Source organism: Enterobacter cloacae complex sp. IR5384 (assembly GCF_049237265.1).
GTDB classification, from domain to species: Bacteria; Pseudomonadota; Gammaproteobacteria; order Enterobacterales; family Enterobacteriaceae; genus Enterobacter; species Enterobacter cloacae.
In genome coordinates, this window is record NZ_JBMKHJ010000024.1 from 34,724 (window position 1) to 59,607 (window position 24,884).

Sequence of the window (24,884 nt, forward strand, 5' to 3'; positions counted from 1 at the left end):
GACGGATCAGAACAGCAGAGATGAGGTGGTATCGAACGCTGCGCGACGGCGCTTTTCGGCGCTCATCTGCTCGAGCTTATCGCGATCCACGCAAACCAGCGCGTGTGTCGGGCAGGCCTCCATACAGGCCGGACCGGCGTCACGGTGATAGCAAAGATCGCATTTGTTGGCTTCGGCTTTTTCCGCCCGCACATTCAGCCCCATGCCGCTGTTGCGGACCACCGGACGAACCACCACCTCCATCGCGCCATACGGGCAGGCGACCACGCAGGTTTTACAGCCGATACAGCGCGCCTGCATCACATGCACAAAGCCTTTTTCACGTTTGATTGCACCGTTAGGGCAGACGTTGGCGCACGGCGCGTCTTCGCACTGACGGCAGATAGCGGCGGTGGAAATATTCACGCCTTTGATGACGTGGATCCGCGGCAAAAAGGTCTCTGGCGTAAGCGAAGCGCAATCCTGCTCCGCCTGATGAGACACCACGCACGCCACTTCACAGGTACGGCAGCCAATGCATTTACTGGCATCGGCCATAATAAAACGGTTCATCTGCTTCTCCAGCATTACAGTCATGCGCGGAGATATTCATAAACTGTGCCAGTTTTTAACTCGTTGATTTATAGTCATTTAAAAAATGACGCCAGGGCTGTCATCGTCACTTCTGACGATGACAGCTGTCGACATCAGCGGTGCGGGCCGTCGATGACAGAGTCGCGCAGGATAAGCTCACCCGAGAAGGTTTGCTGATATTTAAACTCGCCGCCGTCGAGCATAAAAATCAGGCGGCTGATGGTCTCTTTAATCATCTCCGTAACCGGAATACGCACGCTGGAGAGCGAGGGCACGATGTAGGGCGCAATCGCCACATCGTCGAAGCCTACCACCGACACCGCATCAGGCGTGGCGACGCCGCTGTCGTGAAGCTGTTTCATGGCGCCAATCGCCATATCGTCGTTACTCGCCACCAGCGCGGTAAAGGTTTCGCCGCGCGAGAGCAGCTCAGACACGGCCGCCGCGCCGCTGGCCGGGTTCCATTTGCCGTGGGCGATCAGCGTCGGACGCAGCGGGATCTGGTGCTGCGCCAGGGCATCTTTGTAGCCGGAGAGACGCTCCACGCCCGTGGGCGAATCCAGCGAGCCGGTGATAAACGCAATGTCACGGTGCCCTTTCTCAATCAGCTGTGACACCGCTTCCTGACAGGAGGCTTTATGATCTGACCAGACGCTGTGGCTGCTGTTTTTACGCAGGCGACGGTTCAGTACCATGATCGGCTGCTCGTATTTCTCGACGATCTCGTCCATCTCTTCCACGCTCAGAAAACGCGGATAGATAATGACCGCGTCACAGCGCATATCAAGCAGGTACTGGATGGCTTCGCGCTCTTCATCGGCGCTGTGCTTGCCGTCCGCCAGGATCAGCTGCCGCCCCTTCTCTTCCGTCATGCGGGCGGCGTGAAACAGCAACTCACTAAAATAGACGCCGTGATACAGGGTGTTGGTCACCACCAGTCCCAGCGTCTGGGTGCGTTTGGTCGCCAGGTTGCGCGCCAGCAAATTGGGGCGATAGCCGCTCTCTTCGATGGCCTGAAACACCCGGTCTTTGGTCTCCTGGCTGACATAGCCATTCCCCGACAGCACCCGGGAAACCGTCGCTTTCGAAACGCCTGCCCGCTTCGCCACTTCAAGCATCGTGGTCATGTTGTTATTCCCTTTCATACTGATGGCACGCAGTGTACTGCACTGCAAAACAATTGTCGCAACGACGCGCTCACGCTTTTTGAACCGTCTGGTGATCGCCATCACGAAATGAAAAAATGGTCAAAATGCGATCTTGTTTCATTCAAAGAAACTCATGATGATTATGTGGAACCGGTTTCCTACATACTCTCACAACGACAACAGGATCACATCCGATGGCCAAAAATTATGCCGCGCTGGCGCAAGACGTTGTCAGCGCGCTTGGCGGCAAAGACAACATCGTCGCCGTCACTCATTGCATGACGCGACTGCGTTTCGTCCTGAAAGACGAAACCGCTACCGATACCGCACGTCTGAAAAATATCAGCGGCGTACTGGGCGTGGTACGTAACGACAACCAGTGCCAGGTGATTATCGGCAATACCGTTTCTCAGGCGTACCGTGAGGTGGTGAGCCTGCTGCCAACCGACCTCCAGCCTGCCGTGCCGGAAGGCCCACAGAAATTGACCCTGCGCCGCATCGGTGCCGGGATCCTCGACGCGCTGATTGGCACCATGTCGCCGCTGATCCCGGCGATCATCGGCGGCTCGATGGTCAAGCTGCTGGCGATGATCCTTGAGATGACCGGCGTGCTGGAGAAAGGCGCGCCGACGCTCACCATTTTGACCGTCATCGGCGACGGGGCGTTCTTCTTCCTGCCGCTGATGGTGGCAGCATCTGCCGCGGTGAAATTCAAAACCAACATGTCGCTGGCGATCGCCATTGCAGGCGTGCTGGTGCACCCGAGCTTTATCGAGCTGATGGCGAAAGCCGCGCAGGGTGAGCACGTCGAATTCGCGTTTATCCCGGTGACGGCGGTGAAATACACCTACACCGTGATCCCGGCGCTGGTGATGACCTGGTGCCTGTCGTATATCGAACGCTGGGTGGATCGCATTACGCCTGCGGTGACGAAAAACTTCCTCAAGCCGATGCTGATCGTGCTGATTGCCGCCCCGCTCGCCATCGTGCTGATTGGGCCGCTGGGGATCTGGATCGGCAGCGCCATCTCCGCGCTGGTCTACACCATCCACGGCTATCTGGGCTGGCTCTCCGTGGCGATCATGGGCGCGCTCTGGCCGCTGCTGGTCATGACCGGGATGCACCGCGTCTTTACCCCGACTATCATTCAGACCATTGCCGAAACGGGTAAAGAGGGGATGGTGATGCCGTCGGAAATCGGTGCCAACCTGTCGCTCGGCGGTTCATCCCTGGCGGTGGCATGGAAAACGAAAAACCCGGAGCTGCGTCAGACGGCGCTGGCCGCGGCGGCTTCCGCCATCATGGCGGGCATCTCTGAACCGGCGCTGTACGGCGTGGCGGTTCGCCTGAAACGCCCGCTGATTGCCAGCCTGATTAGCGGCTTTATCTGTGGCGCGGTGGCCGGTATTGCGGGGCTTGCCAGCCACTCAATGGCGGCGCCGGGGCTGTTTACCAGCGTGCAGTTCTTCGATCCGGCCAACCCGATGACCATTGTCTGGGTATTCGGCGTCATGGCGCTGGCGGTCGTGCTCTCCTTCGTGCTGACCCTGATATTAGGCTTTGAAGATATCCCGGTCGAAGACGAGGCTGAAAAAGCCCGCGCCCTGCAGAGCGCGCCGGTGCAGGCCAAAACCGCACAAGTTTAACCGTATAACGAGGTAGAAATGTCTGTTTTTCCACAAAGATTTTTATGGGGCGGCGCGCTTGCCGCCAACCAGAGCGAAGGCGCTTACCGTGAAGGCGGCAAAGGGCTGACCACGGTCGACATGATCCCTCACGGCGCAAACCGCCTGGCGGTGAAGCTTGGTAAGGAAAAGCGTTTTTCGCTGCGTGACGACGAGTTTTACCCAAGCCACGAGGCGATCGATTTTTACCATCGCTACAAAGAGGACATCGCCCTGATGGCGGAGATGGGCTTTACGGTGTTCCGCACCTCGATTGCCTGGAGCCGCCTCTACCCGAACGGCGACGAACCGCTGCCGAACAAAGAGGGCATTGCCTTTTATCGCGCGGTGTTTGAAGAGTGCAAAAAGTACAACATTGAGCCGCTGGTCACCCTGTGCCACTTCGACGTGCCGATGCATCTGGTGACGGAGTACGGCTCCTGGCGCAACCGCAAGATGGTGGATTTCTTCGCCCGCTACGCCCGCACCTGTTTCGAAGAATTTAACGGTCTGGTGAAATACTGGCTCACCTTCAACGAGATCAACATCATGCTGCACAGCCCGTTCTCCGGCGCGGGGCTGGTGTTCGAAGAAGGTGAAAACGAAGATCAGGTGAAATACCAGGCCGCGCACCACGAGCTGGTCGCAAGCGCGCTGGCGACCAAAATCGCCCACGAGGTAAACCCGGAAAACCAGGTCGGCTGCATGCTGGCGGGCGGGAATTTCTACCCTTACTCCTGCAAGCCGGAAGACGTATGGACGGCGCTGGAGAAGGACCGCGAGAATCTGTTCTTCATCGACGTGCAGGCGCGCGGCAGCTATCCGGCCTACTCCGCCCGCGTGTTCCGCGAAAAAGGGGTAGTGATTGTAAAAGACCCGGGCGACGACGAAATGCTGAAAAACACCGTCGATTTTGTATCGTTCAGCTATTACGCCTCGCGCTGCGCGTCGGCCGATATGAATGCGAACAATACCAATGCGGCGAACATCGTCAAATCCCTGCGCAACCCGCATATTCAGGTGAGCGAATGGGGCTGGGGCATCGATCCGCTCGGCCTGCGCATCACCATGAACATGATGTACGACCGTTATCAGAAACCGCTGTTCCTGGTGGAAAACGGCCTCGGCGCAAAAGATGTCATTGATGAAAACGGCGAAATTAACGATGACTACCGCATCAGCTATCTGCGCGAGCATATCCGCGCGATGGGCGATGCCATTGAGGACGGTGTGCCGCTGATGGGCTATACCACCTGGGGCTGCATTGACCTGGTGGCGGCCTCAACGGGCGAAATGAGCAAGCGCTACGGGTTTGTCTACGTTGACCGCGACGATGCCGGAAACGGCACGCTGGAGCGCAAACGCAAGAAGTCGTTCTGGTGGTATAAGAAGGTGATTGCGAGTAACGGGGGGGATCTGGCGTAGCCTGTTGCCCTCACCCTAACCCTCTCCCACAGGGAGAGGGGACAAAAAACACCCTCACCCCTATGAGGAGAGGGGTTCAAACCCACCCTTTCCAACCCACCCCGCAAGCCGTGAATAGACCACTTCCACCGCGGCTTTCACCGGGGGTGTCATCGGGTAATAAAATCCGACGATGTCCGGCTGAATGCCCAAAAACAGCACCTCGCCCACGTCCTCTTTGATCTGATCCACCAGATAGTTAAGCGGCATATTATGCGTGGTCATCATGAACATGTCGGCAATGTCGTCCGGGTCGATCAGGCGGATGTCCCCCGGGTTCAGCCCCATATCCGTAGCATCGACAATCAACAGCCGATCAGGGTGCAGCTCGCGGATGGCCACCACGTCGTTTTCCGGCGCGCTGCCGCCGTCAATCACCACCCAGTTGCCCTGCGGGTTCGCGGCACACATCTCTGCCAGCAGCGGGCCTGCGCCGTCGTCGCCCATCATGCTGTTGCCGACACACAGTAAAACGTCAGTCACGTAATCTCCTCACCATCAGGTAGATGGCACTTTCCTGATGAATATCATGCAGCATGCTGAGCAGCGTTTTGCTCCACGCCTGCTGTTCGGGGGTTTGCCGTTTCAGCGCCGCGTCAAACGCGTTCGCCAGCATCGCAATATGGTTGGCGTCGATAACGATCTCACCGTACTTCGGTACCCCTTCCATTTTGCGCTGCGCCGTACTGCCCTCTTCCAGCGTGGCGATCCACGCCAGATAGTCGGACCACGGGCAACTCAGCGCCGCCTCCAGGCAGTCGATCACCCCGAGGTGATGCCCAATCGCCAGGCTGTAATAGACCACCTGCTGCGCCGCGTCCGGCGTGGCATCGTTCTCATCAATAAATTTACGGCTCAGCTGACTGAACACCACCGTCTCACTCATCGGATACGCGCCTCATCCACAATGCTGTTCAGGTTCGCCACAATCTCATTGAGACGCGGGTCGTTTTCCGCCTCCAGCCAGCGCGCCACCTGGTGCTCGCCCTGGCTCAGCAGGTGCAGGTAATCGTCGGCAATCTGGCGGCCATAGCGATAGCCCGCCAGCCTGCGCGCCGTGCGGTCTACCTTCACCCGCAGCGGCTGCACCATGTCCGGGTGCAGGATCATCGCAGGCTGATTGTCGGGTTCACCCGGTTCACGGGCGTGGATTTTCTGCTCCAGCAGGCCGAGCGCCATGGCAAAGCCGTACAGCGTGGCGGCAGGCGTCGGCGGACAGCCCGGAATGTAGACGTCCACCGGCACGATTTTGTCGGTGCCGCCCCATACGCAGTAGAGGTCGTGGAAGATGCCGCCGCTGTTACCGCACGCCCCATAGGAGATACAGATTTTCGGATCGGGCGCAGACTGCCAGGCGCGCAGCGCGGGCGATCGCATGGCGCGGGTGACGGCCCCGGTGAACAGCAGAATGTCGGCATGACGCGGAGACGGCACCACTTTGATGCCGAAGCGTTCGGCGTCAAACAGCGGTGACAGCGTGGCGAAGATCTCAATCTCGCAGCCGTTGCAGCCGCCGCAGTCCACGCGGTAAACGTAGGCCGAGCGTTTGATTTTTTTCAACAGCGACGCCTTCATGCTGGCGATGGACTCCTCCACCGTCATTGGCACCGGAATGCCCCGCTCGTCGCGCGGACCGAGTAAGTTTTCCATCAGCTGGCCTCTCTCATATGACGGGTGATATCGATGCGGTCGGACGGCAGCAGACATTTCTGCCGTTTGCATTCCGGGCAGGTTTCAAAGCTTTCGCGATGATGCTCCGCGCGGGCGTCGCCGTTGTGCTTCAGCAGCGCGATGGCGTAGTCGATCTCTTTTTGCACGGCGAACGGACGTTTGCAGACGCGGCAGTTACACAGGGCAAAACGCGACTGCTGCAAAAAATCCTCTTTCTTCCACACCGCCAGCTCGTACTCCTGAGACAGACGAATGGCGACCGTCGGGCAAACCTCTTCGCAGCGGCCGCAGAAGATGCAGCGACCGAGGTTAAACTGCCAGGCCAGTTGGCCGGTTTTCAGATCCGTTTCCACCGTCAGGGCATTCGACGGACAGGCGTTGACGCAGGCCGAACAGCCGATGCACTGCTGCGGGTTGTGCTCCGGCTTGCCGCGAAAGTTTTTATCCACCGGCATCGGCTCCAGCGGGTAGCGGCTGGTGGGCGTGCCGGTTTTGATCACTTTTTTGATAAAGGTAAACATGGCGAGTCCTTATTTCAGCGGCGAGTTCTTACGCTCGATGCTGTAGCGCTCAAGCTCTTTGTACGGCACCACCTGGCTTTTCTTCTTGCGCACGTCCACCACGGTCATGCGGTCGGTGCAGGAGTAGCACGGGTCGAGGCTGCCGATGATCAGCGGCGCGTCGGAGACCGTGTTGCCGCGCAGCATATAGCGCAGGGTTGGCCAGTTGGCGTAGGTGGCCGCACGGCAGCGCCAGCGGTAAAGCTTCTGGTTATCGCCGGTCATGCTCCAGTGGATGTCGTCCCCGCGCGGCGCTTCGGCAAAGCCGAGGGCAAAGCGGTTCGGGATGTAGGTGAAGCCCTCCACCATCAGCGGGCCGCCCGGCAGGTTATCGAGCCCAAAGTCGATCATATTCAGCGCGGTGAAGACCTCGTTGATACGCACCTTCAGGCGGGAGATGACGTCGCAGCCCTGTTCGCTGTGTACGGTCATTGGCAGCAGGCCGTAACCGACAAACGGGTGATCGGCGCGGGTGTCGCGGGCGTGGCCGCTGGCGCGCACCATCGGGCCAACGTTGCTGAAGTCGCGGGCGATCTCCGGATCAAGACGGCCGATCCCCACGGTACGCTGCTCGATGTTGGGCGTGCTGAGCAGCATATCCACCAGCTCCTGCACGTCGCGACGCATCTGCTGTGCCAGCTGTCGGGTCTGGATCATGTCGTTTTTAAGCAGGTCACGGCGGATCCCACCGATCAGGTTCAGACCGTAGGTTTTACGCGCCCCGGTGAGGATCTCCGCCATCTTCATCGACGCCTCGCGCACGCGGAAGAACTGCATAAACCCGGAGTCGAAACCGACAAAGTGACAGGCCAGACCGAGATTCAGCAGGTGCGAGTGCAGACGTTCCACTTCCAGCAAAATGGCGCGGATCATCTGCGCGCGCTCCGGCACCACGATCCCCATGCCGTTCTCCACCGAGGTGGTATAGGCGGTGCTGTGGGCGAAGCCGCAGATGCCGCACACGCGGTCCGAGAGGAATGTCACCTCGTTATAGCCCATCCGGGTTTCCGCCAGCTTTTCCATGCCGCGATGGACGTAGAACAGGCGGTAGTCGGCGTCAATGATGTTTTCGCCGTCAACAAACAGGCGGAAGTGGCCTGGTTCATCAGAGGTGACGTGCAGCGGGCCAATCGGCACCACGTTGTTCTTTTTGTTGCCGAGTTCGTTAATGAACTCGTAGGTTTCGCTGTCGGTGGTTGGGGCCGGACGCTGGCGGTAGTCCATGCTGTCCTTGCGCAGCGGATACAGTTCGTCCGGCCAGTCGTCCGGCAGCACCAGGCGGCGTTCATCAGGCAGCCCCACCGGCACCAGGCCATACATGTCACGCACTTCGCGCTCGCCCCAGACGGCGGCAGGCACGCGCGGTGTGACGGACGGGTACTCCGGCTTGTTCGGGTCGACTTCCACGCGTACGGTAAGCCAGCACTTCTCGCCCTGCTCCATCGACATCACGTAGTACACCGCGTAATTGCCGCACAGCTGACGTTCGTCATTGCCGAACAGCACCGACAGCCAGCCACCCTGCTGGTAGTAAAGAAATTCCACCACTTCCGGCAGATAGTTCACCTTAATGGTGACGGTTACCTGGTCTTTGGTCTGCCATCCTTCATCCAGCACAACACCCGGAAAAGCCTGATGCAACGCGGCGAGATACTGCTGACCTTTCTTTTCTTCAGACATAAATACTCTCTTTAATCACGCCACCAGCAAGGAGACGAACGCTAAAAATGCAAAAACAAAACCGGCCCAGGTGATGCGCGAGGTCGCGACAAAGCGCAGACGTGCCATGCTGTTTTCAAACAGGGCAATCACCAGCACGCCGACCAGCAACTTGAGCGCGGCAACCACCACGGCCAATACCAGCCCCCCAGCGGAGAAGTGCGTCATCTGCCCCCACGGGAAGAAGACGCCAACAAACATCTGCAGGACCACCAGCTGCTTAAGGCTGATGCCCCACTTAAGCACCGCAAAGCCGTAGCCGCTGTATTCGGTGAGCGGCCCTTCCTGCAACTCCTGCTCGGCTTCTGCGAGGTCAAACGGCAGTTTGCCCATCTCAATAAAGGTGGCGAATGCGCAGGCGCAAAGGGCCAGCACTAGCGGGAGGGTACTTGACACCGGCCAGTGGTAAACGGTGTGGGTGATAAAGCTGATATGGGTGGAACCCGCGACCTGCGCGGCCACCCATAGCCCCAGCAGCAGGATCGGTTCGACCAGCACGCCCAGCATCGCCTCGCGGCTGGCGCCGATACCGGTAAACGGGCTGCCGGTATCCAGGCCCGCAATAGCAAAGAAGAAGCGGGCAATGGCGAAGAGGTAAATCAGCGTAATCAGATCCCCAAGTGCAGGCAGCGGCGAGCCCACCGTCACCACCGGCAGCGCGGTGGCGATGGTCAGCATCACGCCGACCATCACGAACGGCGTCAGGCGGAACACCCAGCCTGCGGCATCCGGCGCCACGCTCTGGCGGGAGAGCAGCTTGAAGAGATCGCGGTACTCCTGGAGCACGCCAGGCCCGCGACGGTTGTGCATCCGGGCGCGCGCCACGCGCGTGATGCCCGACAGCAGTGGCGCAACGGCGAACAGCACCAGCGCCTGAAGTATTGCCAGTAACAGACTCATGTCAGGCTCCTCGTGAAATCACAATGACCACCAGCACCGCCAGCTCGATCAGCGCCAGACGGCGGAACAGCGCAGGAACGGCGGCGCTCTGCCAGCCCGGCATCCAGCCCACCGGGTTCAGCCAGTGGCGCAGCTTCAGCACGGCAGCGAAGTTCTCTTTCACCGGCATGGCAAAACCGTGGGCGGTGATGACCATCGATTGTTCGTGTTCGTAGCCACAGGCCCAGGCCGCGCCGCGCGAGCGGGAGGGGAGTCGGTCGCGCCTGAAGAACAGCATCAGCACAAACGGCAGCAGCGGTGCAGCAATCAGCAGCAGCGCCATCATCGGCTGGGAGACGGTGGTATGGGCGGTGGTCAGCGGCAGTGGAATGGCGTTACCCAGCAGCGGCAGCAGCCATGGGGCGGCGACCCCGCCCGCGATGCAGCACAGCGCCAGCGCGACCACGCTGGCACACATCAGTATCGGGGCGCAGCAGGCGTTTTCCGCTTCCCGCGTGCGCGGTGCGCCGAGGAAGGTGACGCCGTAGACTTTTGCCATACACATCACCGCCAGCGCCCCGGTTATCGCCAGCCCAACCGCCAGCAGCGGGCCGAGCAGCCGGGCGATAAAGGCGTCGCTCTGACCGAGCGCGAAGAAGGACTGGTAGATCACCCACTCGCCCGCAAAGCCGTTCAGCGGCGGCAACGCGGCCATCGCCATCAGCCCGACCAGCATGGCGAGAGAAATCACCGGCATCTTTTTGCCAATGCCGCCGAGTTTTTCGATATCCCGATGACCGGTACGGAACCAGACGCTGCCCGCGCCCAGGAACAGGGTGCTTTTAAACAGGCTGTGGTTAACGAGGTGATACAGCCCCCCGATAAACCCGGCGGCAATCAGCGCCGGTTGATTAAGTGCCAGGCCGGTCACGCCTGCGCCGATGCCGAGCAGGATAATGCCGATATTTTCCAGGGTGTGGTACGCCAGCAGACGCTGAATGTTGTGCTCCATCAGCGCATACAGCCCGCCGACAAAGGCGGTAACCATACCTGCGATAAGCAGCGCGACACCCCACCACAGCGGCGGCTGGCCGCCAGTCAGGGTGATCGTCAGAATGCCGAACAGACCGACTTTCATCACCACGGTGGAAAACAGCGCGGCAGCGGGTGCAGAGGCATTCGCGTGCGCCTGCGGCACCCAGCCGTGCAGAGGGATGATCCCGGCCAGCAGGCCAAAGCCCACCACGCCCAGCAGCCAGACGTCATTTCCCAGCGGCTGACCGTTAAGCGCTGCGAAGTCGAGCGTGCCGAAACGTTGCCACACCAGCCAGCAGGCCAGCGCCAGCAGCAGCGTGCCGAGGCGACCGAGCGCAAACCACAGCTTGCCGGAGGCGCTACATCCCGTCAGGAATACGCCGCAGAGCGCCATGATCTCCGCCATCACCACCAGCGCGCCGAGGTTGCTGGCAATGACGGTGCAGACCGCCGACGCCAGCAGCAGGTTAACCAGCAGACCATTCGCGCGGGTGTGCTGATGGCGGTGCCAGTCAATATTGAACAGGCTGATAAACACCCCGCACAGGCCAAAGGTCACCAGCCAGATGGCGTTCAGCGGCGTGAGCTGAACGGTATGACGGACGATCGGAATCATTGCTTCGGCGGTCTGGCCGCTGAGTAACACTGCCGTACCTGCTGCCAGCGTCATCAGGCTGCCCACCGCCCCGCCGATACCGGCGATCCAGCCGCTCAGGGTTTTATGGAATGACAGGAGCCACGCCAGCACAGCAGCGGCGGCAAAGTACGCCACGGCGCTGTTAATCATGAATATCGCGTTCATTTCGCCCCCTCGTTAAGCGCCTGAAGCAGAGAAAGATCGCCGACGTCGGTATTAATGGTCAGCTCGCGCTTGCGTTTGCTGGTGCGGGCAATATCGCGAATGTTGACCAGAATCAGCGCTTTGGTCGGGCAGGTGCCCACGCAGGCCGGGCCCTGCTCATCGAAGCTGCACAGGTCGCACTTCACCGCCACCGCACGCACGCCGGGCACCCAGTCAAGCAGCGTACTGACACGTGCCGGAGCCGGGGGAGCAGGTGGCGCTTTTGGGGTGTTGGCATTCGCCGGAATATGCAGCGGACGGCTGCCGGAAAATTCAATCGCACCGAACGGGCAGGCTATGCCGCACAGCTTGCAGCTCACGCACAGGCTTTCGTTCAGCTGTACCGCGCCGTCAACGCGGGTGATGGCATTCACCGGACAGACGCCCGCGCACGGCGCATCTTCACAGTGGTGGCAGAGCTGCGGGGCAGACTCTTTTTCATTACGCATGACGCGCAGGCGCGGCATGGACTGGAGCCCGTGCAGGCGGTGCGTTTCCGAACAGGCCGCCTCACAGGTTCGACAGCCAATACAGACCGTCGAGTCAGCAATTACAAAACGGTTCACCGGGTCATCCTCTGGTGATAGTCATTTTTGACGAAAAACTGTCATGTCGACACTTCTCGACACGTGATGATCAGGCCACGTCCGCTGAGGCGTGTTCATCCATCAGCTGCTTCAGGTTGACCGGGAGATCGTGTTCAACGGCGGTGTACAGACCGTTATAAACCGGCGCGATTTTTTCCAGATAGTGCTCCAGCACCTGCTGGCGATCGCGGTTGCTGACGTGACCGTCAACCATGCCGTCGGCCATTAGTTGCGCCTTCGCAATACACTGTTTTTCACCCTCTTTTGTCTCGACGTAGTACTCAATGGTGTGGCTGTTGAAGGTGTCGGCCAGGGTGACGTAAATCGTGAAATGGCCGAACAAAACAAAGCGCATATCCCCCTGCGCCGCACAGCTCATGGCGTGGTGAAGACGGGCTTTGGAGAGGGTGATCCCCTGGACCAGTGAGTTGCAGTAAAGGTGCCACTGGTCCTGTAACTGCTGGTGACGCTGCGCGATGTAATCCGCTTTTTCGCTAATTTCCCAAATAGTCATAGAAGGTATCCGGTTAATGGAGATAGCGGCTGTTAAGCAGATTCCATGCCAGTTTTTAATACATTGATATTTAATGGATTTAATTCAAAACAGGCTGTCAACAAGAGGGTGTCGACGTGTCATTTCGACAGCGTTGACATCGTCACCCCCTAACCAAAACCAGGCTGGCATTGTTATTGCATTAACGGGGCAATTCATTAAGGAGGCGTCATGCACGAAATCACCCTCTGCCAGCGGGCACTGGAACTCATCGAACAGCAGGCAGCGCAAAACCACGCGACGCGCGTGACCGGCGTCTGGCTGAAGGTCGGGGCCTTTTCCTGCGTCGAAACCAGCGCCCTCACCTTCTGTTTTGAGCTGGTGTGCCGCGGCACGCTGGCGGAAGGCTGCGAACTTCATATTGAAGAGCAGCAGGCGGAGTGCTGGTGCGAGCAGTGTCAGCAGTACGTCACCCTGCTGTCGTCGAAGGTCCAGCGCTGCCCACAGTGTCAGCACACCGGCCTTCGCATCGTGGCGGATGACGGGATGCAGATCCAACGCCTTGAAATCGAGAAGGAGTAAAGTATGTGTAGTACCTGCGGTTGCGCCGAAGGCAACCTGTATATCGAAGGGGATGAACACCGTCCTCACTCCGCGTTTCGCTCCGCCCCTTTTACCCCCGCACCGCGTCCGGCAGCGGCACTCACCGGCATTCGCTTTGCGCCTCAACGCTCCGATATGGGCGATCTTCATTACGGCCACGGCGAGGCGGGTACCCATGCGCCGGGCATGAGCCAGCGCCAGATGCTGAACGTAGAAATCAACGTACTCGATAAAAACAACCAGATCGCCGCCCGCAACCGCGCCCGGTTTGCCGCACGTCAACAGCTGGTGCTCAACCTCGTCTCCAGCCCCGGCTCCGGCAAAACCACGCTGCTGACGGAAACGCTCAAACGCCTGAACGAACGCGTCTCCTGCGCGGTGATCGAAGGCGATCAGCAAACGGTCAACGATGCTGCCCGTATTCGTGAAACCGGCACCCCGGCGATACAGGTCAATACCGGTAAAGGCTGCCATCTGGATGCGCAGATGATTGCCGATGCCACACCGCGTCTGCCGCTGGCGGATAACGGCATTCTGTTTATCGAAAACGTCGGCAATCTGGTCTGCCCGGCCAGCTTCGATCTCGGGGAGCGGCATAAAGTGGCGGTCCTCTCGGTGACCGAAGGAGAAGACAAGCCGCTCAAATATCCGCATATGTTTGCCGCCGCGTCGCTGATGCTGCTGAACAAAGTCGACCTGCTGCCGTACCTGAATTTCGACGTGGATAAATGCCTGGCTTATGCCCGTGAAGTGAACCCGGACATTGCGATCCTGCTGGTCTCCGCCACGCGCGGCGACGGCATGGCGCACTGGCTAAACTGGCTGGAGAGTGAACGATGTGCATAGGCGTCCCCGGACAAATCCATTCCATTGACGGAAACCAGGCCAAAGTGGAGGTCTGCGGCATATTGCGTGACGTCGATTTAACGCTGGTGGGCAGCACCGATGAGACGGGCGTCTCGCGCCTTGGTCAGTGGGTGCTGGTACACGTGGGGTTTGCCATGAGCGTGATTAATGAAGCGGAAGCGCGCGACACGCTTGATGCCCTGCAGAACATGTTCGATGTTGAGCCGGACGTCGGCGCGCTGCTGTACGGCGAGGAACGGTAATTATGCGTTACGTTGATGAATACCGCGCACCTGAGCAGGTGATGCAGCTTATCGGTCATCTGAAAACGCGGGCCGCCCTGCTGAAACACACGGCGGAAAAGCCGCTGCGGATCATGGAAGTCTGCGGCGGGCACACCCATGCCATTTTCAAATTTGGCCTCGATCAACTGCTGCCGGACAACATAGAGTTTATCCACGGCCCGGGCTGCCCGGTTTGCGTGCTGCCCATGGGGCGCATCGACAGCTGTATCGAGATCGCCAGCCAGCCTGACGTCATTTTCTGTACCTTTGGCGACGCGATGCGCGTGCCGGGGAAAAAGGGCTCGCTGCTGCAGGCCAAAGCGCGCGGCGCGGATGTGCGCATCGTGTACTCGCCGATGGATGCCCTGAAGCTTGCAACCGATAACCCTGGCCGAAAGGTGGTATTTTTCGGGCTGGGTTTTGAGACCACCATGCCCGCTACGGCGATCACGCTGCAGCAGGCAAAACGCAGCAGCGTCACCAATTTTTTCTTTTTTTGTCAGCACATTACGCTTATTCCGACGCTGCGCAGCCTGCTGGACGCCCCGGACAACGGCATTGACGCGTTCCTGGCACCGGGCCATGTCAGCATGGTGATCGGTACCGGGGCCTACGGCTTTATCGCTGACAATTACCATCGCCCGTTAGTCGTCGCTGGTTTCGAACCTCTTGATCTACTGCAAGGCGTCACCATGCTGGTTGAGCAGAAAATAGCAGCCCTGAGCGCGGTGGAAAATCAGTACCGCCGCGTGGTGCCGGATGCCGGAAATGAACGGGCGCAGCAGGCGATAGCTGACGTATTTAGCGTTGAGGGCGACAGCGAGTGGCGCGGGCTGGGGTTGATTGCTGAATCCGGCGTGCGCCTGACCCCAGCCTACCGGTCGTTTGATGCAGAAACGCATTTCCGCCCACAGCCACAACAGGTTTGCGACGATCCCCAGGCCCGCTGCGGCGAGGTCCTTACCGGAAGATGTAAACCCCACCACTGCCCGTTATTTGGCAACACCTGTAACCCGCAAACGGCATTTGGCGCGCTGATGGTCTCTTCCGAAGGGGCATGTGCCGCATGGTATCAGTACCGCAACCAGGAGAGTGAAGCATGAACACGGTTGAAATGGCACACGGCAGCGGCGGTCTGGTGATGCAGCAACTGATAAACCGGCTGTTTATGGAGGCCTTTGATAACCCCTGGCTCGCCGAGCAAGAAGACCAGGCCCGCATTGACCTCGCTTCCCTCACCGCCCAGGGCGACAGGCTGGCCTTCTCCACCGACAGCTATGTGATTGACCCGCTGTTCTTCCCCGGCGGCGATATCGGCAAGCTGGCCGTCTGCGGTACCGCGAACGATGTCGCCGTTAGTGGTGCCATTCCGCGCTACCTCTCCTGCGGATTTATCCTTGAAGAAGGTTTGCCGATGGAGACGCTCGCGGCGGTGGTCAGCAGCATGGCGCACACCGCGCGCGAGGCAGGGATTGCTATCGTCACCGGCGATACCAAGGTGGTGCAGCGCGGCGCGGCGGATAAGCTCTTTATCAACACCGCCGGGATGGGGGCGATCCCCGCCGATATTCACTGGGGCGCGCAGCAACTGGCCGTGGGCGACGTGCTGCTGGTCAGCGGCACGCTGGGCTGTCACGGGGCGACCATCCTTAACCTGCGCGAAGGCCTGGGGCTGGACGGGGAACTGCGCAGCGACTGCGCGGTGCTCACGCCGCTTATCCAGACGCTGCGGGCGGTCCCCGGCGTGAAAGCCCTGCGGGATGCCACCCGTGGCGGCGTCAATGCCGTGGTGCATGAGTTCGCGGCCTGCTGCGGCTGCGGTATTGAACTTACTGAGCGCAGCCTGCCCGTCAAGTCTGCGGTTCGCGGACTGTGCGAGCTGCTGGGACTGGATCCGCTCAATTTTGCTAATGAAGGCAAGCTGGTGATAGGCGTTGAGCGCGCCGCGGCCGAAGCCGTACTTGAACAGCTGCGGGCGCATCCGTCAGGAAAAGAGGCCGCGATAATTGGTGAGGTGGTTGAGCGCAAAGGGGTGCGCCTGGCCGGACTGTATGGCGTGAAGCGCACGCTGGATCTGCCGCACGCGGAACCGTTACCCCGCATTTGCTAGAACCGCGCGAAAAGCGGTCGGCACGGAATTTATTTTTTTGCCCGTTTCTACTGGAAAGCACTATGCCGTATACACCGATGAGCGATCTCGGACAGCAGGGTCTGTTCGACATTACGCGAACACTTTTACAGCAGCCCGACCTGGGTGCGCTGAGCGATGCCCTGACGCGCCTGGTCAGGCAATCTGCACTGGCAGACAGCGCCGCCATTGTGCTCTGGCATAGCGGGAGCCATCGTGCGAGCTACTTCTCCACACGAGAAAACGGAAAAGCGTTTGAATACGAAGACGAAACGTATCTCGCTCACGGGCCGATACGCCGTATTCTTTCCCGGCCGGAAGCGCTGCACTGCAATTTTGAGGAGTTCCGTCAGGCGTGGCCGATGCTGGCCCGGAGCGCCTTATATCAGCCGTTTGGTCATTACAGCCTGCTGCCGCTGGCGGTTGAAGGCCACATTTTTGGTGGCTGCGAGTTTATCCGTAATACCGACCAGCCATGGAGCGAGGCGGAATATGAGCGTCTGCACACCTTTACCCAGATAGTGGCCGTCGTCGCCGAGCAGATCCAAAGCCGCGTCAGCAATAATGTGGATTACGACCTGCTGAGCCGTGAGCGTGACAACTTCCGCATTCTGGTGGCAATTACCAATGCCGTGCTCTCCCGTCTCGACATGGATGAGCTGGTCAGCGAAGTGTCGAAGGAGATCCATCACTACTTCAAAATTGACGCCATCAGCATTGCCTTGCGCGGCCATCGCAAGGGCAAGCTCAACATCTACTCCACGCACTATCTCGACGAAGCGAACCCGGCCCATGAGCAGAGCGAGGTGGATGAAGCGGGAACCCTTTCTGAACGGGTGTTTAAAAGTAAGGAGATCCTGCTGCTCAATCTCAGCGAGCAGGATGTGATGGCGCCTTACGAGCGAATGCTGTTTAACATCTGGGGCAACAAAATCCAGACTCTGTGCCTGCTGCCGTTGATGTCCGGTAACACCATGCTGGGCGTTCTGAAGCTGGCGCAGTGTGAGGAAGGGGTGTTCACCACCGCCAACCTGAAGCTGCTGCGTCAGATTGCCGAGCGTATCTCCATCGCGCTGGATAACGCGCTGGCGTATCAGGAGATCCACCGTCTGAAAGAACGGCTGGTGGATGAAAACCTGGCGCTGACGGAACAGCTTAACAATGTCGACAGTGAGTTTGGCGAAATCATTGGACGCAGCGACGCCATGTACAGCGTGCTCAAACAGGTGGAAATGGTCGCGCAAAGCGACAGCACAGTGCTGATCCTGGGCGAAACCGGTACGGGTAAGGAGTTGATCGCCCGCGCGATCCACAATCTCAGCAACCGCAACAGCCGCCGGATGGTGAAAATGAATTGTGCCGCCATGCCTGCGGGTCTGCTGGAAAGCGATCTCTTTGGCCATGAGCGCGGCGCGTTTACCGGTGCCAGCAGCCAACGCCTGGGCCGTTTCGAGCTGGCGGATAAAAGCTCGCTGTTCCTCGACGAAGTGGGCGATATGCCGCTGGAGCTACAGCCTAAACTGCTGCGTGTGCTGCAGGAACAGGAGTTCGAACGTCTTGGCAGCAATAAGCTGATTCAGACCGACGTGCGGCTGATTGCCGCCACCAACCGCGATCTGAAAAAAATGGTCGCCGACCGCGAGTTTCGCAGCGACCTCTACTATCGCCTGAACGTGTTCCCGATTTGCCTGCCGCCCCTGCGCGAGCGCCCGGAAGATATCCCGCTGCTGGTCAAAGCGTTTACCGCCAAAATTGCCCGCCGGATGGGACGCAACATCGACAGCATTCCCGCCGAGACGTTACGCACCCTTTCCTCGATGGAGTGGCCCGGCAACGTGCGCGAGCTGGAAAACGTCATTGAGCGTGCGGTGCTGCTGACGCGCGGTAATGTGCTGCAACTCTCCCTGCCGGAGGTTTCTCTGCCGGACTCTCCCGCGGCCGCGACCGACGTGGCCCAGGACGGGGAAGATGAATATCAATTGATCGTCCGCGTACTGAAAGAGACCAACGGCGTGGTGGCCGGGCCGAAAGGGGCAGCCCAGCGTCTGGGGTTAAAACGCACCACCCTGCTGTCGCGCATGAAGCGCCTTGGAATAGATAAAGAGAGCCTGATTTAAGGCGCATTCCGGCGGTGCTTTCTGGCACCGCCTTTTGTCACCCTGCGTTATTGTCCCTCATTGACACACAATATTTTCCTCTGTATAAAATTCCGCCTTAATAATGAGTTTCATTTGCATCAAAAATAACTTTAATGAAGGGTAGCGTTTAATGAAGAAGGTCATCTGCGCGTTAGGCCTGGCGGTTGCGTCGGTCAGTTCTGCTCTGGCAACCACTTATCCTCTGACCATTGAAAACTGCGGTTATAAAGAGACCTTCACCAAAGCGCCGGAACGCGTCGTGGCCCTTGGTCAAAATACTGTTGAGATTTTGCTTCTGCTGGGTCTGGAAGATAAGGTGAAGGCCAGCGCCTTCTGGCCGACCAAAGTGCTGCCGCAGCTGGCGGAACAGAATGCCAAAATTAAAACGCTCACCGTCGAAATTCCTACGCTGGAATCTATCCTTGCGCAAAACCCCGATTTTGTTCCTGCACAATTGCCGCTGCTGCTCGGGCCAGAAAGTAAGGTCGCAAAACGTGAGGATCTGGCTACCGTCGGCGTGAATAGTTATTTATCACCGGGCATGTGCGCCACTAAAAAAGCCTCGGGCGATATGTACGGCAGCCGCCAGAAGCTGTGGGACATGACATACCTTTATAAAGAGATTGAAGATTTCGCCAAAATTTTCAACGTTGAAGACCGTGGTCAGGCCGTTATCGCCAGCTTCAAAAAACGTGAGGCAGACCTGCGCAAAGAATTTGGCAAAAGCAAAAAAGACCTCTCCTTTGTGTTCTGGTTCTCAAGCGCCTCTCCTTCTGCTGATGCCTACGTGGGCGGTAAAAACAGCGCCTCAGGCTTTATCGCTGATGTACTGGGTGGCCATAACGCCATCACCGCCGAGGCCGAATGGCCAACCGTGGGCTGGGAAAGCATCATTGCCGCTAACCCGGACGTGATTGTGGTCTCAAGCCTCGACCGTAACCGCTGGGCGCTGGATAACGCGGAAGAGAAAATCAAATTCCTGAAAAGCGATCCGGCCGTCAGCCAGCTTGAGGCCGTCAAAAAAGGCCATATCGTGGTGATGGACGGCCAGGCAATGAACCCGACGATCCGTACCATTTATGGCGCTGAACAGGTGGGCGAACAGCTCAGAAAACTGGGGCTGAACTGATGACGGCAGCCGTACTTCAGGCCCGACAGGGCCTGTTCCTGACCACTTCCGCCCTGCTGGCTATTGTCCTGTTGTTTCTGGTGATCGCCCTAGGTGTAAGCGTCGGAGAGTTGTCGATTCCGCTGTCCAATGTCTTTTATGCTATCGGTAATAAGCTGGGGCTGACCGCGGTTCCGCTCAACCGCATCTATGAGAGCGTGATCTGGGACTTTCGCCTGAGCCGCGCGCTGGTGGCGGCCTGCTGCGGCGCGGGGCTGGCTATCTGCGGCGCGGTTTTGCAGAGCCTGCTGAAAAACGCGCTGGCTGAACCTTACGTGCTCGGCGTCTCTGCGGGGGCGTCCACCGGCGCGGTTTCCGTCGTGGTGCTGGGGATGGGGACCGGCGCGGTGTCGCTCTCTGCGGGCGCGTTTGCTGGCGCATTCGCCGCCTTTGCGTTTGTCGCCTTTCTGACCAACGGCGCGCGCGGCGGCAACGAGCGCACCATTCTGGCGGGCGTTGCCGCCTCTCAGCTCTTCAATGCCATCACCGCCTATACCATCAGCACCTCTGCCAGCGCGCAGCAGGCGCGTGATGTGATGTTCTGGCTGCTGGGCAGCTTTAGCGGTGTACGCTGGCCTGAATTCCAGCTGGCACTGGTTGTGGTGCTGATTGGGTTAGCCATTTGCCTCTACTATTCCCGGGCGCTGGATGCCTTTACCTTTGGTGACGATGCCGCTGCCTCGCTGGGGATTGCTGTCCCCTGGGTGCGCCTGGCGCTCTTTACCACCACCGCATTGATCACCGCAACCATCGTCAGCATGGCGGGCTCAATCGGCTTTGTCGGGCTGGTGGTTCCGCACGTCATGCGTTTCTTGTTCGGTCCTCTGCATCGAACCCTGCTGATTGCCAGCGCACTGGCGGGGGCGATCCTGATGGTGCTGGCAGATATCGCCTCGCGCATGCTGATTGCCCCGCAAAGTCTGCCCGTCGGGGTGGTAACCGCACTGGTGGGCGTGCCGTTCTTTGCCGTGATCATCTACCGCTCAAGGAATAAGTGATGAGTATCTGCGCTGAAAATATTACCTGGAAGGTAGGCAAAAAGGTCATCGTCAATAACGTGTCGCTCAAGGTGGCGCGCGGTGAAACGGTAGGTCTGCTTGGCCCTAATGGTTGCGGTAAATCATCGCTTCTGCGCATTCTGGCTGGCCTGCGCCGCCCGGATGCGGGCTGTGTGACGCTGGACAGTCAGGACATTTCCCGCATCGCCAAAAAGCAGCTTGCGCGCCGGGTGGCCTTCGTTGAACAGCACGGTATGACCGATGCCAATATGCGCGTTCGCGATGTCGTCAAACTTGGTCGCATCCCGCATCACTCCCCGTTCTCGAACTGGAGCAAGCAGGATGACGAGACCGTTACCGCCGCCCTGCAGCGGGTGGATATGCTGGAAAAAAGCGATCAGGGCTGGCTGAGCCTCTCCGGCGGGGAGCGCCAGCGCGTGCATATCGCCAGGGCGCTGGCGCAGACGCCTACAGAAATTTTGCTGGATGAACCGACCAACCACCTGGACATTCACCATCAGATGCAGCTGATGCACCTGATAAGCGACCTGCCGGTGACCAGCATTGTGGCTATTCACGATCTCAACCATGCATCGATGTTCTGCGATTCGCTGATTGTGATGCAGCAGGGGCAAATCGTGGCCACCGGAACGCCGCAGGAGATCCTCTCTGAGACGTTGCTCTGGGACGTTTTTCGGGTCAAAACCAAAATCGAGATCTCGCCGTTCCATGGCAAAAAACACATTCATTTTATCGTTTAAGCGCCCGTAACATGATGCCCCTGCGCCCTGCCACAACGCTCTGGCCGCCCGTCTTACTGGGCAGCCAGTTTGTGTTTAACATCGGTTTTTACGCGGTCGTCCCCTTCCTGGCGATCTTTTTGCGCGATGACATGCTGCTTTCCGGCAGCCTTATCGGGCTGATTCTGGGGCTGCGTACCTTTTCGCAGCAGGGGATGTTCATCGTCGGCGGTGCGCTCTCAGACCGCTTTGGTGCCAAAATCATTATCCTCTGCGGCTGCGTCATCCGCGTTGCGGGTTATCTGCTGCTGGCATTTGGACACGCGCTCTGGCCCATCATCCTTGGCGCCTGTCTGACCGGCATTGGCGGCGCGTTGTTCTCTCCCTCCATCGAAGCGCTGCTGGCCAGGGCGGGTACGCATAGCGAGACTAAAGGTCAACGCAGCCGTGCAGAGTGGTTTGCGCTGTTTGCCGTCTGCGGTGAACTCGGCGCGGTGCTGGGGCCGGTTGTCGGGGCGTTGCTCACGGGGTTGGGGTTTCGCCAGGTGGCGCTGGCGGGTGCGGGGGTCTTCGTCGTCGCGCTGATTGTACTCTACTTCTGCCTTCCGGCTGCGCAACACAGCAAGCAGACACTCAATATTGTTCCCTGGTGGACAACCTTCCGTCAGCCGCGCTTTGTCGCCTTTATCATCGCCTACAGCTCGTGGCTGTTGAGCTACAACCAGCTCTATCTGGCGCTGCCCGTGGAGATCCAGCGCGCCGGTGGTAACGAGAAAGATCTCGGCCCCCTGTTTATGCTGGCCTCTGTGCTGATCATCACCTTGCAGCTTCCGCTGGCCCGCTTTGCACGACGCGTGGGCGCGGTGAGAATCTTGCCGGTGGGCTTTTTGCTGCTCTCGGCATCCTTTGCGAGCGTGGCGGTGTTCGCCCCGACGGTGCCGCCGGAAGGCTGGCTGCGCTTGCTGCCGTCGGTATGTTTTGTGGCGCTATTAACGCTTGGGCAAATGCTGCTGGTGCCCTCGGCGAAAGATCTGGTTCCACGCTTTGCGGAGGAATCGACGCTTGGCGCGCACTACGGCGCACTCGCCACCGCTGGCGGCGTTGCGGTGCTGCTGGGGAATTTGCTGTTTGGCAGTCTGCTGGATCGCGCGCTTGTCCCTTCGCCGCAGGCGATGTTCCCCTGGCTGCTGCTGGCCCTATTCCCACTATGCAGCGCGATCGCCATGAAGATCATTTGTCGCCCTTTCACACGCTGAGACGGTTACTTTTTCGGGCGATACTTTTCCGGTAATTCCGGCACCGGACGACGATCGTCAAGCAGATGGCGTACCGTCAGGATGGGGTGACGCCACAGCATGCGGGGCCCCGCCCAGCGCATAATCTGCTTCATCTCTTCACGCCTGGCGGGCTGGTAGCAGTGTACCGGACACTGTTTACAGGCCGGTTTTTCCTCACCAAAGACGCACTTATCCAGACGCATATCCGCATAGGCATTCAGCGCCTGATAATGTCCCTCTTCCTGAGAAGCCTCCGGGCACTGTTTTTCATACAGAGCGATCATTCTGGCGATCGTCTTTTTTTCCCGTGAAATACGTTTACCAGACATAGCGGCTCACCGACTAAAAACATGCATTAATAATACTCCTTTATCTGCCACTTTTCAGTCGTTGCATTTCGTTTTCTGAAGCCGCCTTCCACTATTAAGCCCACCCCCACCCTTTTTTACTGGTATTTTATACAGGCATTAACAACACGCGTCGCTCATCGTTACGGAGGCTATATGCAAGAGATCGCCACGACCAAACACTATCGCCACTTAAAAGTCGGTTATTTCAGAAAGCGTCACGAAGACCGGAAGACCAAAATCCCGCGACGTTACAGCGTACATGCGGCGTTGAGCTTAAAAGGCGACTGGCTGGAGCAGGCAGGGTTTACTACCCACTCTCAGGTCAGGGTGGGGGTTGAACAGGGGAAAATTGTCATCGAACTACTGAAAGAAGATCTCAGCGAGAGCAGAAGAAAATAGGACGCTTACCGACGGTAAATAGAAACCCTCTGGGCCCTTGTTTCAGAATGGTATAGTTCAATTTATGGTTCGGATAAATAAAGAAATCAGGCAACACGTCGCCGAGCACATTATCCGGCAGGGAGTCTTCATTAACCTCATGGATCTTCACGGAGGTAAACTGGAAAGAGTCTTTGTTTTCGGTCCAGATATAAGACACATCCCGGCGGATAGAGGCTATCGCCTTCTCGTTTTTAAAATATGTCCCGCTTAGCGCGATGACCCCAGTCTGCTTTTGCATGGTGTACATAAAATCCAGCGTCAGGTTTGCGCGGGCATCTTCATGGTAAACAACAACAGAAACTGAACAGGCTTCCGTATTTTGTTTTTTTTCTAAGTGATAATGATAAAGCCAGGACGTCAGCGCCCCAACGGCAAACAGGACGAGACACAGGATGGCAGTAGACTTTTTAGTCACTGATTGTACCCCCTAAAATAAAGCGTAACGCATCCTGCATCTTCTTCTTGCTCATACGGTTTTCTGCAAATGAGTACAGAAAGTGCCGGAGCCGTGCTGGATGAAGAGAAGTAGGCCCAGGGGTATTTTTTACAATCGAGCCCTGTTCGCATGATAATTTGCTTATAACGCGTGAAGTTACCCCTGCTTTTAATATCATCGTTTCGTGAGAAAAAATGGCAGCCATTTTCCGTACTGCTTATGGTGTAGTCTTTAAAAAAGTCTTTTCTGGAATAGTCATGGACCGCCAGATGAAGAATAAAATAGCCCAGCCCAAAAGAGAGGGCCATAAAAAGCAGTGGAAGATAGCGACGATAGTGATGACGCGGGGTCTTATCTTTCACCTGAACGGCAGCAGTTTCCGCAATCACCTCTTTCGAGCCGCTGACAGGCTGGGCTTCTGCTATCGCGCTTTCTGATTCTGTTACGTCGTTTTCAATTCGGCTGACCTTAACTTCTTTTTTAATCTGGAACCCTTTTCTGGGTACCGTGGCAACCAGCGTGTCGTCAGTCTCTCCCGTCGTGCGCAACCCACGCCGGATAATGGAGATATTCTGATAAAGGGTATTGGCCGGAACTAACATTCCGTCTTCACCCCAAACTTTAGTGAAGAAATCCCTTTGATTAACCACTTCCGGGGCGGACTCAAGCAGAAGTACCAGACAACGACTGGCTGGCGTCGTCAGAATGACGCTCAACTCCGGTCGGGTCATAGAGACAAGTAAGTTTTTCTCTGGACAAAATTTAATATTATCGTTAATTATCCAGAACATATGAGACTCACTATGCAATAAACAGAATCAGAAAACTGTTGCCAGAGTTA

The 24,884-nt window shown here is 58.2% G+C and carries 27 protein-coding genes; 13 read left to right on the forward strand and 14 right to left on the reverse strand.

Annotation, left to right across the window (positions count from 1 at the left end; genetic code table 11):
- Window positions 1-6: 6 nt before the first annotated feature.
- Window positions 7-552, reverse strand: a complete 546-nt coding sequence (gene hydN, locus ACOTX3_RS17835) for an electron transport protein HydN (protein WP_014833044.1) — start codon at window positions 550-552, stop codon at window positions 7-9.
- A gap of 134 nt (window positions 553-686) precedes the next feature.
- Window positions 687-1,700 carry a LacI family DNA-binding transcriptional regulator gene (locus tag ACOTX3_RS17840; RefSeq protein WP_029883949.1) on the reverse strand — a complete coding sequence of 338 codons (1,014 nt, stop codon included), beginning with the start codon at window positions 1,698-1,700 and terminating at the stop codon, window positions 687-689.
- A gap of 215 nt (window positions 1,701-1,915) precedes the next feature.
- On the opposite strand from ACOTX3_RS17840, the gene ascF reads away from it, so the two are divergent.
- Both ascF and ACOTX3_RS17850 read left to right on the forward strand, forming a co-directional pair.
- Window positions 1,916-3,367, forward strand: coding sequence for a PTS cellobiose/arbutin/salicin transporter subunit IIBC (ascF, locus tag ACOTX3_RS17845; protein ID WP_013098459.1), 1,452 nt, complete (start codon window positions 1,916-1,918; stop codon window positions 3,365-3,367).
- An 18-nt stretch (window positions 3,368-3,385) separates the two neighbouring features.
- Complete coding sequence (locus ACOTX3_RS17850) at window positions 3,386-4,810, forward strand: 6-phospho-beta-glucosidase (protein WP_058678792.1); 1,425 nt, start codon at window positions 3,386-3,388, stop codon at window positions 4,808-4,810.
- Window positions 4,811-4,870: 60 nt separating this feature from the next.
- Here the strand turns inward: ACOTX3_RS17850 and hycI are convergent, their stop codons facing one another.
- From hycI to hycA, 9 genes are all read right to left on the reverse strand, one after another.
- Window positions 4,871-5,332: a hydrogenase maturation peptidase HycI gene (gene hycI / locus ACOTX3_RS17855; RefSeq protein ID WP_038420483.1), complete on the reverse strand. Its 462-nt coding sequence runs from the start codon at window positions 5,330-5,332 to the stop codon at window positions 4,871-4,873.
- Window positions 5,325-5,735: a formate hydrogenlyase maturation HycH family protein gene (locus ACOTX3_RS17860; protein WP_058660447.1), complete on the reverse strand. Its 411-nt coding sequence runs from the start codon at window positions 5,733-5,735 to the stop codon at window positions 5,325-5,327. Before ACOTX3_RS17860 ends, hycI begins: the two co-directional genes overlap by 8 nt.
- On the reverse strand, window positions 5,732-6,499 hold the full coding sequence (locus ACOTX3_RS17865; protein ID WP_058678793.1) for an NADH-quinone oxidoreductase subunit B family protein: 768 nt from the start codon (window positions 6,497-6,499) through the stop codon (window positions 5,732-5,734). The genes ACOTX3_RS17860 and ACOTX3_RS17865 overlap by 4 nt, the downstream gene beginning before the upstream one ends.
- Window positions 6,499-7,041 carry a formate hydrogenlyase complex iron-sulfur subunit gene (locus tag ACOTX3_RS17870; RefSeq protein WP_058678794.1) on the reverse strand — a complete coding sequence of 181 codons (543 nt, stop codon included), beginning with the start codon at window positions 7,039-7,041 and terminating at the stop codon, window positions 6,499-6,501. The genes ACOTX3_RS17865 and ACOTX3_RS17870 overlap by 1 nt, the downstream gene beginning before the upstream one ends.
- Window positions 7,042-7,050: 9 nt before the next feature.
- Complete coding sequence (hycE, locus tag ACOTX3_RS17875) at window positions 7,051-8,760, reverse strand: formate hydrogenlyase subunit HycE (protein WP_029883192.1); 1,710 nt, start codon at window positions 8,758-8,760, stop codon at window positions 7,051-7,053.
- 15 nt (window positions 8,761-8,775) lie between these two features.
- Entirely contained in the window at window positions 8,776-9,699 is a 924-nt protein-coding gene (locus ACOTX3_RS17880; protein WP_058678795.1) for a respiratory chain complex I subunit 1 family protein, read from the reverse strand.
- A 1-nt stretch (window position 9,700) separates the two neighbouring features.
- Window positions 9,701-11,515: a formate hydrogenlyase subunit 3 gene (gene hycC, locus ACOTX3_RS17885; RefSeq protein WP_058678796.1), complete on the reverse strand. Its 1,815-nt coding sequence runs from the start codon at window positions 11,513-11,515 to the stop codon at window positions 9,701-9,703.
- Entirely contained in the window at window positions 11,512-12,120 is a 609-nt protein-coding gene (locus ACOTX3_RS17890; RefSeq protein ID WP_058678797.1) for a 4Fe-4S dicluster domain-containing protein, read from the reverse strand. Before ACOTX3_RS17890 ends, hycC begins: the two co-directional genes overlap by 4 nt.
- A 70-nt stretch (window positions 12,121-12,190) precedes the next feature.
- Window positions 12,191-12,655 carry a formate hydrogenlyase regulator HycA gene (gene hycA / locus ACOTX3_RS17895; RefSeq protein ID WP_013098469.1) on the reverse strand — a complete coding sequence of 155 codons (465 nt, stop codon included), beginning with the start codon at window positions 12,653-12,655 and terminating at the stop codon, window positions 12,191-12,193.
- Window positions 12,656-12,865: 210 nt separating this feature from the next.
- On the opposite strand from hycA, the gene hypA reads away from it, so the two are divergent.
- From hypA to ACOTX3_RS17945, 10 genes are all read left to right on the forward strand, one after another.
- The gene (gene hypA / locus ACOTX3_RS17900) at window positions 12,866-13,216 is read left to right on the forward strand and encodes a hydrogenase maturation nickel metallochaperone HypA (RefSeq protein ID WP_014833056.1); all 351 of its coding nucleotides are present in this window, start codon (window positions 12,866-12,868) and stop codon (window positions 13,214-13,216) included.
- A 3-nt stretch (window positions 13,217-13,219) separates the two neighbouring features.
- Window positions 13,220-14,083 (forward strand): hydrogenase nickel incorporation protein HypB, encoded by an 864-nt coding sequence (gene hypB, locus ACOTX3_RS17905; RefSeq protein ID WP_058678798.1) that lies wholly within the window; start codon window positions 13,220-13,222, stop codon window positions 14,081-14,083.
- Window positions 14,074-14,346: a HypC/HybG/HupF family hydrogenase formation chaperone gene (locus tag ACOTX3_RS17910; protein ID WP_020689280.1), complete on the forward strand. Its 273-nt coding sequence runs from the start codon at window positions 14,074-14,076 to the stop codon at window positions 14,344-14,346. The genes hypB and ACOTX3_RS17910 overlap by 10 nt, the downstream gene beginning before the upstream one ends.
- A 2-nt stretch (window positions 14,347-14,348) precedes the next feature.
- Window positions 14,349-15,470, forward strand: coding sequence for a hydrogenase formation protein HypD (gene hypD / locus ACOTX3_RS17915; RefSeq protein ID WP_058678799.1), 1,122 nt, complete (start codon window positions 14,349-14,351; stop codon window positions 15,468-15,470).
- A complete protein-coding gene (gene hypE, locus ACOTX3_RS17920; RefSeq protein WP_058678800.1) occupies window positions 15,467-16,477 on the forward strand; it encodes a hydrogenase expression/formation protein HypE in 1,011 nt (336 codons plus the stop codon). The genes hypD and hypE overlap by 4 nt, the downstream gene beginning before the upstream one ends.
- Before the next feature lie 62 nt (window positions 16,478-16,539).
- Window positions 16,540-18,612: a formate hydrogenlyase transcriptional activator FlhA gene (gene flhA, locus ACOTX3_RS17925; RefSeq protein ID WP_029883188.1), complete on the forward strand. Its 2,073-nt coding sequence runs from the start codon at window positions 16,540-16,542 to the stop codon at window positions 18,610-18,612.
- A 151-nt stretch (window positions 18,613-18,763) separates the two neighbouring features.
- Window positions 18,764-19,762 (forward strand): ABC transporter substrate-binding protein, encoded by a 999-nt coding sequence (locus tag ACOTX3_RS17930; protein ID WP_029883187.1) that lies wholly within the window; start codon window positions 18,764-18,766, stop codon window positions 19,760-19,762.
- A complete protein-coding gene (locus ACOTX3_RS17935) occupies window positions 19,762-20,799 on the forward strand; it encodes a FecCD family ABC transporter permease (RefSeq protein ID WP_013098478.1) in 1,038 nt (345 codons plus the stop codon). Before ACOTX3_RS17930 ends, ACOTX3_RS17935 begins: the two co-directional genes overlap by 1 nt.
- Window positions 20,799-21,560: an ABC transporter ATP-binding protein gene (locus ACOTX3_RS17940; RefSeq protein WP_058678801.1), complete on the forward strand. Its 762-nt coding sequence runs from the start codon at window positions 20,799-20,801 to the stop codon at window positions 21,558-21,560. The genes ACOTX3_RS17935 and ACOTX3_RS17940 overlap by 1 nt, the downstream gene beginning before the upstream one ends.
- Window positions 21,561-21,574: 14 nt before the next feature.
- On the forward strand, window positions 21,575-22,795 hold the full coding sequence (locus ACOTX3_RS17945; protein ID WP_058678804.1) for an MDR family MFS transporter: 1,221 nt from the start codon (window positions 21,575-21,577) through the stop codon (window positions 22,793-22,795).
- Between the two features lie 5 nt (window positions 22,796-22,800).
- Here the strand turns inward: ACOTX3_RS17945 and ACOTX3_RS17950 are convergent, their stop codons facing one another.
- Complete coding sequence (locus ACOTX3_RS17950; protein WP_058678802.1) at window positions 22,801-23,145, reverse strand: nitrous oxide-stimulated promoter family protein; 345 nt, start codon at window positions 23,143-23,145, stop codon at window positions 22,801-22,803.
- Between the two features lie 174 nt (window positions 23,146-23,319).
- Between ACOTX3_RS17950 and ACOTX3_RS17955 the strand changes: the two genes are divergently transcribed.
- A complete protein-coding gene (locus tag ACOTX3_RS17955) occupies window positions 23,320-23,565 on the forward strand; it encodes a SymE family type I addiction module toxin (protein ID WP_013098482.1) in 246 nt (81 codons plus the stop codon).
- Here ACOTX3_RS17955 and ACOTX3_RS17960 read toward each other — a convergent pair.
- Both ACOTX3_RS17960 and ACOTX3_RS17965 read right to left on the reverse strand, forming a co-directional pair.
- The gene (locus ACOTX3_RS17960; RefSeq protein WP_023621089.1) at window positions 23,543-24,022 is read right to left on the reverse strand and encodes a membrane protein; all 480 of its coding nucleotides are present in this window, start codon (window positions 24,020-24,022) and stop codon (window positions 23,543-23,545) included. The genes ACOTX3_RS17955 and ACOTX3_RS17960 overlap by 23 nt on opposite strands.
- Window positions 24,019-24,834 carry a winged helix-turn-helix domain-containing protein gene (locus tag ACOTX3_RS17965; protein ID WP_038984748.1) on the reverse strand — a complete coding sequence of 272 codons (816 nt, stop codon included), beginning with the start codon at window positions 24,832-24,834 and terminating at the stop codon, window positions 24,019-24,021. Before ACOTX3_RS17965 ends, ACOTX3_RS17960 begins: the two co-directional genes overlap by 4 nt.
- Window positions 24,835-24,884: the final 50 nt, after the last annotated feature.